This is a genomic window from Chryseobacterium gambrini, assembly GCF_027920505.1.
GTDB classification, from domain to species: domain Bacteria; phylum Bacteroidota; class Bacteroidia; order Flavobacteriales; family Weeksellaceae; genus Chryseobacterium; species Chryseobacterium gambrini.
On record NZ_CP115857.1, the window covers coordinates 4,041,179 to 4,055,742 of the forward strand.

Annotated in this window: 11 protein-coding genes; 10 read left to right on the top strand and 1 reads right to left on the bottom strand. The window is 36.1% G+C overall.

Annotation, left to right across the window (positions count from 1 at the left end; all coding sequences use genetic code 11):
* The first annotated feature begins 21 nt into the window (after window positions 1-21).
* The 10 genes from PFY09_RS18625 to PFY09_RS18670 all read left to right on the top strand — a co-directional run bounded on the left by PFY09_RS18625 (window position 22) and on the right by PFY09_RS18670 (window position 13,124).
* The gene (locus tag PFY09_RS18625) at window positions 22-1,014 is read left to right on the top strand and encodes a DUF2931 family protein (protein WP_271160691.1); all 993 of its coding nucleotides are present in this window, start codon (window positions 22-24) and stop codon (window positions 1,012-1,014) included.
* Window positions 1,015-1,382: 368 nt separating this feature from the next.
* Window positions 1,383-1,790, top strand: coding sequence for a type VI secretion system tube protein TssD (gene tssD, locus PFY09_RS18630; RefSeq protein WP_084196398.1), 408 nt, complete (start codon window positions 1,383-1,385; stop codon window positions 1,788-1,790).
* Window positions 1,791-2,022: 232 nt separating this feature from the next.
* Entirely contained in the window at window positions 2,023-4,050 is a 2,028-nt protein-coding gene (locus PFY09_RS18635) for a type VI secretion system Vgr family protein (RefSeq protein ID WP_271160692.1), read from the top strand.
* A gap of 3 nt (window positions 4,051-4,053) precedes the next feature.
* Window positions 4,054-5,106 carry a LysM peptidoglycan-binding domain-containing protein gene (locus PFY09_RS18640; protein WP_271160693.1) on the top strand — a complete coding sequence of 351 codons (1,053 nt, stop codon included), beginning with the start codon at window positions 4,054-4,056 and terminating at the stop codon, window positions 5,104-5,106.
* A gap of 13 nt (window positions 5,107-5,119) precedes the next feature.
* A complete protein-coding gene (locus tag PFY09_RS18645) occupies window positions 5,120-5,647 on the top strand; it encodes a hypothetical protein (protein ID WP_271160694.1) in 528 nt (175 codons plus the stop codon).
* Between the two features lie 90 nt (window positions 5,648-5,737).
* The gene (locus tag PFY09_RS18650) at window positions 5,738-7,048 is read left to right on the top strand and encodes a hypothetical protein (RefSeq protein ID WP_271160695.1); all 1,311 of its coding nucleotides are present in this window, start codon (window positions 5,738-5,740) and stop codon (window positions 7,046-7,048) included.
* Between the two features lie 149 nt (window positions 7,049-7,197).
* Window positions 7,198-7,548 carry an immunity 51 family protein gene (locus PFY09_RS18655; protein WP_076392061.1) on the top strand — a complete coding sequence of 117 codons (351 nt, stop codon included), beginning with the start codon at window positions 7,198-7,200 and terminating at the stop codon, window positions 7,546-7,548.
* Between the two features lie 715 nt (window positions 7,549-8,263).
* Window positions 8,264-11,101 carry a DNA polymerase I gene (gene polA / locus PFY09_RS18660; protein WP_271160696.1) on the top strand — a complete coding sequence of 946 codons (2,838 nt, stop codon included), beginning with the start codon at window positions 8,264-8,266 and terminating at the stop codon, window positions 11,099-11,101.
* A 162-nt stretch (window positions 11,102-11,263) separates the two neighbouring features.
* Complete coding sequence (locus PFY09_RS18665) at window positions 11,264-12,241, top strand: hypothetical protein (protein WP_271160697.1); 978 nt, start codon at window positions 11,264-11,266, stop codon at window positions 12,239-12,241.
* Window positions 12,242-12,431: 190 nt separating this feature from the next.
* On the top strand, window positions 12,432-13,124 hold the full coding sequence (locus tag PFY09_RS18670; protein WP_271160698.1) for a hypothetical protein: 693 nt from the start codon (window positions 12,432-12,434) through the stop codon (window positions 13,122-13,124).
* A 6-nt stretch (window positions 13,125-13,130) separates the two neighbouring features.
* Here PFY09_RS18670 and PFY09_RS18675 read toward each other — a convergent pair whose 3' ends face one another.
* The gene (locus PFY09_RS18675) at window positions 13,131-14,369 is read right to left on the bottom strand and encodes a hypothetical protein (RefSeq protein ID WP_271160699.1); all 1,239 of its coding nucleotides are present in this window, start codon (window positions 14,367-14,369) and stop codon (window positions 13,131-13,133) included.
* Window positions 14,370-14,564: the final 195 nt, after the last annotated feature.

Here is a 14,564-nt window from a genome sequence, read left to right on the forward strand (position 1 = left end):
CAGAATATAAGTTGCCAGAAAATGAAAGAAGAACAGTTGCCGGAATTTAACGTAGAAATAAGCAGTCCGAATAACAATATGATTGTAACGCCAGTGGAAGATAAAATCACCACTCTGGAAGGTGTTCCCGCGAGTCTGCCTTATGGAAGTTCGTCGGGAACGTGGGGAAATTCAGGGAAAGGCTGGACAGAACAGAACGGAACTCCCGTCGGAATAGATGTTACTTATTTTTCAAGATATGAAGATACTTTTTATCATCTGAAGGCAGATTTTCCGGTGGAAAAAATTAAAGATTATATGCAGCGTGCGTATGCGCAGCGCGAAGCTTCTTTTTATGATAAACCTTTGGAAGAATATAAAAATCTGGGAAGGAATGAAAAATACAGCAGCGCAGAAAATCCGTACAACAGTTTTACAACGCTTGTTTTTGGTTTTGCCCCGAAAGGGATGGTTGTAGTATGGCTGAGATTCCGAGCCGTTCAGATTGAGCTGGGAAAATTTCAGGCTGAAATGGTAAAAGATGATCAACAGCTTGAGCAGAAGTTTTTCTCGAAACTTTCCGTAACGCGTGAGGAAATGAAAAAGAACAGATTTTTGGATGCGGAATCTAAAGAATGGGAAGACTACAGAAAAAAATACAATTGGAAACCGCAGATTACTTCAGAAAATCCGGCTTTTAAACTGTTCGAATCCAATATCAGTTATTACAATGCCGAAGAGGAAATTATTCTCCGTTCGTGGATTGGTAAAATTCCTTTAAGAGAAAGAGCGGTTCCGAAAGAGCTGAATTTCACATGGGAAACCGCAAAAGGCGAACAGTTTATCGGTAGAGCTTACTTCAACTGGGAAAGGCTCAACAGCGAGTTTGAAAAAGCGGGAAAAGATTTTCAGCTAGATTTTAAAGTGGCAAAAGATAACAGCAGTTTTGATATTTCCATCAAAAATCAGCCTGTGAAAGCAGACAGCATAAGAATATTCAGGACAGACAGGGAATTCCACGATTCCTACCAATAAAATAATTATCAGTTCTCAGTTTAGTTTATAGAATTCCGGTGAAAGATTTTTCATCGGAATTCTTGTTTTAATTTCAATTTTTAACCGTTAAGAAATAGTAAAAATGTCTTAATTAAATCTTAATATTTCCCTTTTTGGTGTGTAAATTTAGCTGTATTTTCATATTTTAAAACATTTTAAATATTTGATTATTAATATTTTAATTTTAAAAATATTTCTTTAATCGTAGAATTACTACACAAAGTCGTAGAACTACTACAAAAACTGAGATTACTGTTTAATTCCTTTTGGGTTCAGAAAAGGTGCCCTATCTTTGGAATACCAAATCAACCAAATCACAAAATATTAACGATTAAAATTTACGAATCATGGCAGCAAATTCAAGAGGAATCTTAAAATTCAACGGCGGCGAAGGACAAAAATTATTAAAGCTGAACTACAGCGTTTCAAGATCTACAGATGTTTCCGGCAGAGTGGCATCAGATCCTTCCAATGCACTGATTAAGGTTACAGTGGAAGCTACTGAAAAATCCGACATCCTTGAAAGCTTACTTAACGGAAAATACAAACCGACAACCGGCGAAATCACCTTCAACAAATCTCATGAAGAAGGGACTTTAATTACTCTGGGATGGGAAAACGGATATGTAATCCAGCATGAGGTGGATTTCGATGCAGTGGATGAAAACAGTATGCTCATCAGCTTTGTCATCAGCGCAGAAACCATCGACTACGGAAATTCCAAATACGAAGGTTTATGGCCGGGAGCTAAGTAATTCAAAACACAACAATCATCTTAGTAAAAATAAAATTGGTTACAGAATAGCATGGCTCAAAAGAGTAGCTATTCTGTTTTTTCTTTTTTACACTGAATTATTTCATCTTTTTCAATGAATTCTTTAAAAATAGAAGTTACATTGAAATTCGATAATAAAAATTTATTTGATGTAAGGTCGGATAAATTTTAGCATTTAAAACAAAACACATCAAATCACAAAATATCAGGCTATGTTTAAGGATGAAAATATGCCCCAAACGCCTTCTTTAACAGGAGAATCTTCGATGCTGATGAATGAGAATTTACAGCCGAATAAACCTGTTTTGGTGGATGAAAAATTCTGGTCTCAGCAGCCGACTTCGAAAATACATAATGCAAAGGCAATTCCCGAAAGTCAGATTCAGGGAATCAACCGCGTGGTAAAGCTGGATATTGTTGTTGAGGGAAAAGCGGTAAAGCATTTTAAACACTTTCAGTTAAAACAAAGTGCGACAAGACATCATGAATTCAGTCTTTTATTAGCACACGATACATTGGGAAGCGCAGAAAATCATAATCTGGAAGCAGCCCAGAATTTTTTAGGCAAAAGAATTACCGTAATTTTTAAATATAAAGACCTCGAAGACGGTCCGGAAAGAAGTTTTGTAGGAGTTATTACGGAAGTAGGATTCAGTCAGGAAAAAGGAAGTCTCGGAAATATAGTTCTTTCAGGATGCAGTCCGACGGTTTTGCTGGATGCGGCTCCACATATTCAGAGTTTTGGCGGTGCACAGGAAATCAGCCTGAACAGCATAGCCAATGAGGTGATTAAAGAAGGTTTCGGACATGGAAAATTCGATTTTCGCGTAGATGCACAACACGGAAATGTTTCCTACAGCTCTCAGTATGAAGAAACCCAATACAATTATCTGGCAAGAATTGCGGAAGCCTATGGCGAACAGTTTTTTTATGACGGTGAAGTGCTGCATTTCGGAAAACTTCCTCCACAGGAAAAACCTGTAAAGCTTACCTACGGAAGCAGCGTGAATGATGTGAAGATCAAAATGAAAGCACAGCACGTAAATCCTACATTCTACGGCTACAACAGCAGTAAAAACGAAAAATTAACAACGGGTAATTCAAAAATCAGTCATACCTCAGATATTGCCAAAAGAGCGTATGAAATTTCAGAAAGAACTTTTACGACGCCATCCTTAAGAGTTGCTCCCATTAAAGCAGCCTCTTTTATGGATATTGATGCTTCACAGAAAGGAACCGCCGGAAGTAAAGCTTCCGATGTTTTCATTACTTCGGGTGAAACTACCATTCCTTTTCTTTATCCGGGTTGTATTGCCGATATTGAGATGAGAAAAACCGATACGAACGCGACTGCTTATTTCACTAAATTAATGATTATTGAAGTTAATCATGAAGTAGATGCAAGAGGATATTACACCGGAACTTTTGAAGCGATTGCTTCAGACACAGGATTTATTCCGCGTCCTGAATTTCAGTTGCCGAAGGCGGAACCTCAGTTTGCCAAAGTGATTTCCAACTCAGATCCGATGAATCAGGGAAGAGTAAGGGTACAATTCGACTGGCAAAACGGCGCAACCACTACAGAATACATCCGTGTAATGACTCCAGATGCGGGAAGCAGCGATAAAGTGAATAAAAACCGTGGTTTTATGGCAATTCCGGAAGTCGGGGATCAGGTGATCGTTAATTTTGTTCATCAGCATCCCGATCGACCTTTCGTGATGGGCGGAATGTTTCATGGTGCAATTGGTGCAGGTGGCGGAGCCGGAAATAATATTAAAAGCTTAAGCAGCCGAAGCGGAAATAAGCTTGAACTGGACGATGGAGCGGGTTCTGTTTTTCTTACCGATCAGGGTGGCGCGAATATGAAATTTGACGGAGCTGGGAACGTAGTACACAATGCAAATAATGACAGCACCAAAACGGTCGGGAATAATAAAACGGATAAAATCGGAAACAATAAAAAACTGGAAGTCGGCTGTGATCATATTGCAGATGTGGGAAATACTCATAAAGTAGAAGTAGGAAAAGGGAAGAGTGTTTTTACAATGGATAATACAGGAACTATTGATTTAACAGGAGTTAAACAGGTTAAATTAAAAGTTGGCAACAGCGAAATTATCATTACTTCTGATAAGATTTCTATTACAGGTGCTGAAGTGGATATCAAAGCGGGAGAAGCTACGGCAAATTTTAAAGGAAATACCAAAATAACCGGAGGACAGGTTGATATTAATTAACAGATGGAGTTTATAAAGTACGAAATTAAAAAGGGTGATACACTGGAATCTATTGCAGCGAAACAGGGCATTTCAGTAAAAGAGCTTGTCGATTTTCATAATTTATATTGTGGAACGACAAATTTTATTATTGGAAACACGCTGCCTATTCATCTTCAGACTCTATGGGTGGAAAAAAAGACGAAGGAGGAAATCAACAGGGCAATAGAAGACGTAAAATTTCCGCGAAAAACAAGATACAGATGCGAACAGTTCAACACCACCAAATTAGAGGACAGAATAACGTTTCACTGCAATACAAAAAAAGAATATGTGGTTGAAAAAGATGCTGCCAGTACAAAAGCGAAAGTCAGGCTTAAGGAATATTTATACAAAATAAATCCTGAAAATATGGCTCTTGCCATAGAAGCGGTAAAAGAACTGGAATTTGATAAAGAAAATGTCATTTTCGAACTGGAATCTGACAATACCATAAAACGCGTACAGAATTTCCCTGAAATTAAAGAAAAGTGGGAACTTTTTAAACCCAGATTAAAATCCTCAGAATTTTACAGGCAGGTAGAAAAAATCAGTCCGAAAGCGGCTGAAGATATTATAAAAGGAGGTGGAGTGGAATTTGAAAGCGAAGCCAATCTGAGAAAAACATATGATAAGTCACTTCTCTATCATGTTCTTTTCAATGATTATGATGCCCGTAAAAAAAGCATACAGAATAGCACGCTAAAATTTATTTCCCAGATATTTGTAGATATTCATATTGAGCTGCAATTGCAACATTCCATTATTAAGGAAGACGATTATTTTATAGAATTCAGAACAGTGGGAACACTTTTAAGAGATAAAATAGATTCTTCATTGCTGGAGCAGCAGTACAATAAGTTTTATAAACCTATTATCGAATATGGTTTCAGCGAATACAACTATGATTATCGGATCAGAAGGATGGTTGACAAAAAAACAGGAATCATCGTCAATGCTTCTGCCTTAATGAAAGAAGAAGTGAAAAATAATTATCAGTTGGTCACCCAGTTTGATTTAAAGCAAATTGAATATTAAAAGTATCTTAGTTATGGCGGATAAAGTATTTACATTCAATAACGTTTTACCCTTTCATATTGTAAAAACTCTTTTGGTGATTATACCTTGTTTAATGGCTTATGGTGCACTCTATTATTGGTTGTTTAAAGGAGTATTCAGACTCTCATTTGCCATGTTCTTTATTCTTTTTTATCTCGGGACCTGTTATCTTATACTGAAAGCAATGTCCGTAAAAGTGAAAATATGGTTTGATGAAAACTCTTTTTACCTGCAAAAAGGAAATCAGTCTCCTGAAAAGTATTCCAAAACAGAAATAGAAGGATTCTACGCTTATGATTATGAAACCAAAGCTCCGGCGTTGCAGAGTTCAAAAATATACTTCAGATTTTGTCTGAAAAATAAGACAGATATTTATTTAAATGATGTTGAATACAGAAATAAATATGAAGAGGAAAAAGGAAATGAACTGAAACAATTCATCAAATCTTCTCAGCAGGAACTCCATTTTTCAAAAAAAGAAAAGAAAAGCCTTCAGAATATTTACTGGTATTCAAAGTAAAATAAGTTAAAGATAGTTAGTATAAAAGAAGTCCTTAGTCCAGACTTACTTGAAAATTGATGATGTTTAAATCAAATAAAATATAACATTATGAGTGCTTCATATATCCCGAAAGATGTTTATGCAGTCTGTACATTTCAAACGGATTCGGAACCCAGACAATTAATTCCCACAAGAGAAACGATCACGGTTTTCTATGGATCAGATAAAACAAGACCTTTATTAACGGTTGAAGACCGCAATATCAATAAAGAATTTCCCTGTAAAAGTCCTAAAAATGCAATGTGGGGATTTCTTTGTTTCGGAGCCGGTCTTATTGTAGGAGCGCTTCTGGTGTTATCCGGTCCTGTAGGTTGGGCGGCACTGGCTGTAGGAGTGGGTGTTCTTGCGTGTGCAGGTGCTGCGGTGTATCATGCCACAAAAATAAACCATTTATGCACCGAATCTTTAGGAAAAGGAAACTGGAAGATTGAACATGAGAAAGTAACCTTTGATAGATCTAAGGCAATCACCCAGAATTCCATACTCGTTTGCGATACAGGAGGTTTGCTGAGTCCGATTTTTAGTTATGCCGTCGCTAAAAAATATGCACAGCAAATTGATAGCAATAACGGAAAAGAAATTCTCCTTAATGCAGCTGCATCTTTTTTCGGAGGAGCAGGAATTGTAATTGCCGGAGCTGAAATGGGAATTGCTAAAACATTATTATGGATGGGCATAACGATGGGTGTAATGAATGAATTAAGCTACTGGGAAAGAGAAGGTATCCGAAATAGTTCACTGGAAGATAACAGCCATTATCAGGATATGAATAAAGAAGCGGATGAAAACAGCAGAATTCCGGGTTATTTAAATGATCTACCGGAAAGCGTTACAGGCATTACTCCTTCAGATCTGGCAAGTCCCGATATTCTTGAGCTTAATGAAAAAGGAGGATTAGCAAGCAGAGACGGAAAAACGCCGGTTTTCTTTAACAGCAAATGGTATATTCAGGACTGGCAGAAGAATCTGATAGAAATAAAACAGGGAACAGCCTTATCCAAAGACTTAACCGCTTTAGAAGGAATAGATTCCCGCGAAGTATGGAAAACTCCCGAAGGAAAAGCAATTGTAGAGAATATTCGTAACGGCAAATACTCAGAATCGCTTGTCGCAACAGCTAAAGACGGCTTAGGAAGAGTACGTCCCCGGAACCTGCCCAACTTAGCCAGAGAACTTCCCACTATAAAAATGCAGAACATCAAAAATATAGGAAAACTCGGCGTAAAAGGAGCAGGATTTGTAGGATTCTTTTTTCCGTTTATTGCAACCTATTTTTCAGAAGATTCAAGAAAAATACTGGCTCTGGCAATGGCGGAAGACTTTGGAAAAGGCATCAATGTAGTGGCGGATGAAGCCTGAAATAAAAGACTTATCTGAGTTTCGTATAAATTCTCGTAACAATAATTCATGATAAAGATAATCTCGAAAACGTTAATAAATGTTATAAAAAATAAATGAACTCAGAAATTTATTATCTTTAATATTCAATTAATTTTAATAAAAATAGTATGGAAGCCTACAATTTTGAGACTGCTATTAAGCCCTTTTTTTGGGTATCCTCAGAAAAAACATATTCAGTATGTTTAAACGCAGGAACGTACAAACCTGAAATTTTCGAATGGAGAAAAGACGAAGGTTTCGAAGGCAACGGTTACGACTGGACTTCACTGGCAAAAGTTTTTGTAGAAGAAAAAAAACCGAACCTGTCGGACGACATTAAATTCGATCCGGAAGCCGATATGTTCTGTGCCTATTCCAGCAATCCGGAAAGCCTGAAAGAATTTATTTCTGAATTCAAAAAAGCCTGCGAAGACGAAATGCTGATTCAGGATCTCTTTTCAAAAGCCGAAATTGATTAAATATCCCTTAAAATATTCAAAAAGATCTCAATTTGAGGTCTTTTTTATTTGTAACATTCCGACTGATTAAACAATTTCGATCCAAAATCTGTTCTTTCTTATCCTGTGAATGAAAATATTTTCAGGAGCTGTTTCTCGCTTTCCGCACTCGCTATTTCTTTAGTTTCGGCTGCGGCGGCTTTGCCGCCGCAGCCGAAACTAAAGAAATGAGCTCAGACAAATGCTGCAATCGAGGCTAGGACAACGGAACCGTTGAAATTTTCAGTAAGATTAGTACTCATTTGTCATTCTGATTGGAATTTTGCGAAGCATTATGGAATGAAAAATCTTTTTATACGAGTGTAATTAATTCAGATCTTCCTTGGTCAGAATGACAGTTCATATTGCCTGAAAATCGACTTCGGAAGCTGAAGCGTTAAGAAAATGAATCAGATGAACGTTAAAAAAATTCTACTGTCTGAGCGCGACAGAATTTTAAACCGAAGAACCAATTTACCATTCGCGCGAGTTTTAGAATTTTTAGAGAATAGGATTCATTTTTAGCATTCAGCTTCCCGGTCTTGAACTTTTACTTCTTTTGTTTCATGACAAAAGAAAAATATTTAGAATAGAATTCAATATTTAGATTTTTTTAGAAGACAATTCGCACTGTTATTTTAATTCAACACAAAAGAAAAAGAAAAGTAATTTCTTATCTTTGTTCCTTATGGAAAATATGGACGCAACACAAGATAAAAGGTTATTTCTCATCGATGCTTATGCGATGATTTTCAGAGGATATTACGCATTAATCAGAAATCCGAGGCTTACAAGTAAAGGTCTGGACACTTCTGCCATCTTCGGATTTACGAATTCTTTAATTGAACTGATCAGAAGAGAAAAACCAACCCATTTGGCAGTGGTTTTTGATGTAGGAGAGGCAAGTATAAGAACGGAAGACTTCTCAGATTATAAAGCGAACCGAAGCGAAACGCCTGAAGCCATTAAAAATGCGATTCCATACATTCACAGGATTTTAGAGGCAATGCACATTCCCATTTTGGGAGTTCCGGGATATGAAGCAGATGATGTAATCGGAACCATTGCCTGCAAAGCAGAAAAAGAAGGCTACGTCACATTCATGGTAACGCCGGATAAAGACTTTGCACAGCTTGTAACCGATAAAATCAAAATTTATAAACCGGGACTTAAAGGCGGCGATATTGAAATTTTAGGCGTTGAAGAAGTTAAAGCCAAATACGAAATCGAAGATCCGAAACAGGTAATCGACTTTCTTGCGATGATGGGAGATGCAGTCGACAATATTCCCGGACTGGAAGGCGTTGGTGAAAAAACAGCCATGAAATTCCTGAAAGAATTCGGAAGCATAGAAAATCTTTTGGCCAACACCAATCAGCTTAAAGGAAAGCTGAAAGAAAAAGTGGAAGCTTCAGCCGAAAGAGGAATTTTATCCAAAAAATTAGCGACCATTATCTGCGATGCTCCTGTAGAATTTCATCAGGAACAATACGATCTGGAAACGCCTGATTTTGAGAAAGTAAAAGAAGTTTTTGAAGAAATAGAATTCCGGAGATTATACGAAAACCTTTATCGTGCTTTTGCTCCGGCTGCAGCGCCAAATGTAGTTACAGAAGTAGAAGTAACCGTTACGGAAACAACTCCTCAGCAAAAAGTTGCACAGGCAGTAGGACAGTTGGATCTTTTTGCCACTTATGAAGATCTCGATCAGGCAACATCCACAAAATCGACGATTGAGCAGAATGATCACCTTTATCAGTTTGTGGATAATCCGAAAGCACAGAAAATTTTAGTCAATAATTTATTAAAACAAAAAGTAGTCTGCTTCGATACCGAAACCACCTCTCTTAATGAACTGGAAGCCGAATTGGTCGGGATGAGTTTTTCCTACAAAAAAGGATTGGCGTATTATGTTCCTTTATCCGAAGATCAGGGAGAAGTTCTGCAGACGCTGGAAATTTTCAGACCGTTTTTCGAGAAAGAAGATCTGGTAAAAGTAGCGCACAACTTAAAATTCGATTATAAAATCCTTAAAAGATACGATATTACGGTAAAAGGAGCCATGTTTGATACCATGATTGCGCATTACCTTTTAAATCCGGACGGAAGACACGGGATGGATTATCTTTCGGAAGTTTACTTAAATTACAAACCTGTTTCCATCGAAACCATCATCGGTAAAAAAGGAAAAAAACAAGGCAATTTCCGTGATGCGGATCTCAGAACCCAGACCGATTACGCTGCAGAAGATGCAGACGTAACCTTCCAGTTGTACGAATTGTTTGCGCCACAGCTTAAAAAAGAAAATTTAGAAGACTTATTCTTCAGTATAGAAATGCCTTTGATGGAAGTTTTGGCAAAAATGGAACTGGAAGGAATTTCTCTTGACGAAAAATGGCTGGCTCAGGAAAGTATTGATCTTGAGAATGATCTAAGACAACTCGAATCCAAAATATTTGAGATTTCAGGAGAAGAATTTAATATGAATTCTCCGAAGCAGCTGGGTGAAATTTTATTTGAAAAAATGCAGCTTGATCCGAAAGCGAAAAAGACAAAAACCGGACAGTATGCAACTTCGGAAGATGTTCTTCAAAAACTGTCTTCAAAACATGAAATTATCAAGCATATTCTGGAATACAGAACCTATCAGAAATTAAAATCAACCTACGTTGATGCATTACCGTCTCAGATTGAAAAAACAGACAACCGTGTTCATACCAATTTTTCGCAAACTACGGCTGCAACAGGTCGTTTGGCGAGTGTAAACCCGAATTTGCAGAATATTCCGATCCGAACTCTTAGAGGTCAGCAAATTCGTGGCGCGTTTGTGTCTGCAGAAGGAAAGAAAATTATTTCTGCCGATTATTCCCAGATCGAATTGCGTCTGATTGCCGAAATTTCCGGGGAAGACAATATGATTAAAGCGTTCCAGAACGGGGAAGATATTCACGCTTCTACGGCGGCAAAACTGTTCAATATTCCGTTGGAAGAAGTTTCCAAAACACAGAGAAGTCAGGCAAAAACCGTAAACTTCGGAATTATTTACGGACAGGGCGCTTTTGCATTGGCAGAGCAGACCGGACTTTCCAGAACGGAAGCCAAGCAAATGATCGAAGCCTATTTTGAAACCTATCCGAAACTGAAAGAATACATGGCGGAACAGGTAAGAAAAGCCCGAGAAGTCGGTTATGTGGAAACACTTTTAGGCAGAAAACGTCATTTGAAAGACATCAATTCCAATAATTTTGTGGTTCGTGGTCACGCGGAACGAAATGCGGTAAATGCGCCTGTTCAGGGAAGCGCGGCAGATGTCGTAAAAATGGCAATGATTAAAATTCAGAAAGAACTGGAAAAGGAAAAGCTGCAGACAAAAATGCTGCTTCAGGTACATGACGAATTAATTTTTGAAGCCCCGATTGATGAGGTGGAAGTTGCCAAAAACATCATTAAAATGGAAATGGAAAACGCAGTTGAAACGCAGGTTCCGCTATTGATTGAGGTTGGAGTAGGGAATAACTGGCTGGAAGCGCATTAATATTAAAAAATTCTGAGATGCTTCGGCAAGCTCAGCATGACATCGCTACGAATGAGCTGCTAAAATAAGGTGGTAAGTATTAGAGATGTCGTGTTGAGTGTGTTGAAGCATTTTTTCTCAAACAATTAGTTTCAAATGTAAGGCTTAGAAAAAACTCAAACCGTGAAAAAAACAAAACTATATATTCTTACTGCATTTTTTATTATTGTAATTTCTTCTGTTTTCTTTTTTAATTTACGTGAAAAAGAACATAATGAAAATGGCTCCGAAGTGAAAAAAATTACTAAGGAAACAAAAGAAAGTGTAAAAGAAGATTCTCTTATTGTTTTTACAAACTTTATTAAAGATTTTAATTCTCATAAAGCTGAAAATATTGATAAATACATTGATGCTGATTTAGGGATGATGCTTTTTTATCATGACGGTCCATATCCTATTCTGAGAATAAATTCTACTTTAGAAGATGAAATTGACTGGTTTAATCAGGAGGTTTTTGAAAATGTAAATTTTACAGATTCTCCCATTTATTTAGGCGATTTTGAATTTTCTAAAACAGGATTTTTCGTTAAACAAAATAAAGGTGATTTTTCCTTAAGAGATTTTGATAATACATATACATCACATTCAGAATCATTTTTTAAAGAAAACAGAAAACTTGAAACATCCTGTAATTTTTCTGCAATAGGAATTTCAAAAAATCAGGGTGGGACTTATCATTTTTATTTTAGACTTGAAGGAAAAAAACTTACGCTTCTTGGATTAAGTACAGAATCGGTAAGTGATTATTTGTTTGCAAATCCTAAGGCAGCATTTATTCCGTTTGATAATAAAAGTGATATCGAAAATTATTTTAAAACTCAAAAATTATTCAGAGATAAAGATCAGAATGCTTATATCGACTTTGATAAAAAGGAAATTACTTATTATGATTTTCCGGATGATCCTTTTGTATTTGAATATTTCGAGATGGGCGAAATTCAAAATGATTCAGATAAAATAAAATCTGTAGAATTAATTTTTTATCCTGATAAATCAAACAAAGAAAATGGGTTTTTTACTTATTTTTCGAATAAAGGATCTTTTGTGGTTCCGTCAATGGGAGTTCGTCCTCCTTATTTTTATGAACCGATCAGGAAATAGATGAAATGAGGCTTATTATTTTTATTGCTGTCAATTTTTATTGCTGTCATTTGAGCTTGTTGAAGTGTCTGAAAAAATAGATATTAAAAAAGACAAACTTTCATATTTGTGAAAGTTTTTTTATTGATCGGTTTGAAAAGATCATTTCTAAGAAAAATTATTAATAATTTTAAATGAACAAATTTATCTGATGAAGTTTTTATTTTTGCTTTTCCCTATCATTATCTTTTCCCAAGCGAAAAAGGATTCTATTTATGAAAATTATATATATTCAAAAGCGAAATGCATTGAAGAAAATAAAAAAGATAAGATTCTGTATGATAAACTAAAGCGTGAAGCTTCCGAAATGGATTTCAATTCTTTAACCAGAACCTTAATAGATGATTTGGATGAGCGACAATTTACCAGAAGATACATTAATTTCAGATACAGTGTTTTTAGATTAGAATGTGGAAGTTTAGATCCTGGCGAATATGAATGTGAAAAATACAATCTCAAAGATCCGTTTTATAATCTTCGAAATTGGACCACTGATGATTTGATTTATTTAGGGAAAAAATTTAAAGATAAATTTATCATTCCAAGTTCGGTTGGCAGTGGTTTGGGATATTATGAAGGATATTATTACGTGGATAAAGAAGATGCAGAAAAATTCAAGAAATTTAGTGTAGGAAAAGTGAAGGAGTCCGGAGCAGAATTTTACTACTATTCCAAAAATAGTAAAAATTCTTTGGAAATCTCAGTAAATACAGGGATGGATTACATACAATTTAGTTTTTATAATCTGCCGGATCATCAGGTAAAAGTTTATCAGTATATCAACAGTAAAAAAACAGTAAAAACCTACGAATACAAATATGATAAGTGGGAAATTATTGAGTGATTCAATTTACATCAAACCTTTCCCTTTCATTTCCTGATAAACCAGTCCCAGACAGCTTTGTCCTTCCGTATTTTCGTCCCAGTACATATCATGAACTTTGATGCTGTAGAGCATAATAAAATCAATAATGCTGAATTTTCCGATAGGATAAACCTCATAGTTGATATTAAACGGCTTATTGGAAGCTCCTTTAAAAGAGATTTCAGAGTCTCCGGCAATTCCGTCTTTTCTGAAGTTGGAACCTAAAGCATCGGCTGCAGAATACACATTCAACCACTGAAGCTGATCTCCGGGTTGGGTTTGGCGATTGTTGTAAAATTCAGGATAATAAGAATTTACAAATTCATAAGGTGTTCCGATAGTGATAATGGCTTCACAGTATTGTAAAGCGTTTTTAGAGGCTTTTATGCCGTAGGGAAAAACATAGTCTAATGCGAGAACACTTCCGAAACTGTAGGCGTGAAAATGAATTTTACAGCCCTTTTCGTTTTCCGTAATATAATCTACAAGATGTTCTAAATTTCCCTGAATCAGCTGTTTTTTTGATCCGTGCTGCAAATAATCGTTGGCGCAGACAAAATTGGTGGCGAGATCTGTGATAATGGTATTGGCGTTCGGAACAAGCAATACCAAGAGCGCTGTAAATAATACGATCATTCGGGAAAGCGAAGTAAAATCAATGTTAATATGATGTTTTTCGGAAAGATCGATAAAAATTCCTTTCATCGAAATATATTTCAGGTCTCCGATGGGAATCTGCTTCCTCAGTTCAGTCATTTTTCCGTTTTCAAGAAACTGACCTGTAGCTTCGAGAACGGCAGGAAACATCAGAACCAAAGAAAGCGATAAAATTAAAAATATGGAGAAAACATACATTAACTGTCCCGGTCTTGAATAGTTTTGGGGGATAAAAATCCGTTTGATGATTAATGGAAATTTCCTGATAACCAATGCGAAAAGCCAGAGACTTTTGTAAATAAGCGTCCTTCCTTTGAAATCCTCGGTGAGAATTTCGTTGTATTTGAAGTCGTAAAATTTGTAAACAGGATTTTCGGGTGATTCTTTTTCGAAAATGCTTACAACGGTACTTTCCCTGTTTTTGCTGTAATGGATTTTTTCGATTTTGGTCTCATACTGGTAACCATTTGTATTGAAATTGATTTCATTTTTTAACCGTTCTGCATAATTTTCAACCGAGTTACTTTTTGAAATTCCCAATCCGGATATATAGATTCCTATTTTCATGGCTGAGCGTTTTTTAAAGAAGTAAAAATTAGATGAAAGGATGAATTAAATATCTATCCTGAATGACGATAAAAAAAGAAGTAATTTATCCTGAATTTTCAGATAACTGATGTTGAGATAATTTCATGTTTTTAGTTTTTAAGGTTATTGAAATCAATTTAAATAACTGATTGTTAGTTTGTTTTAAATTTAGCG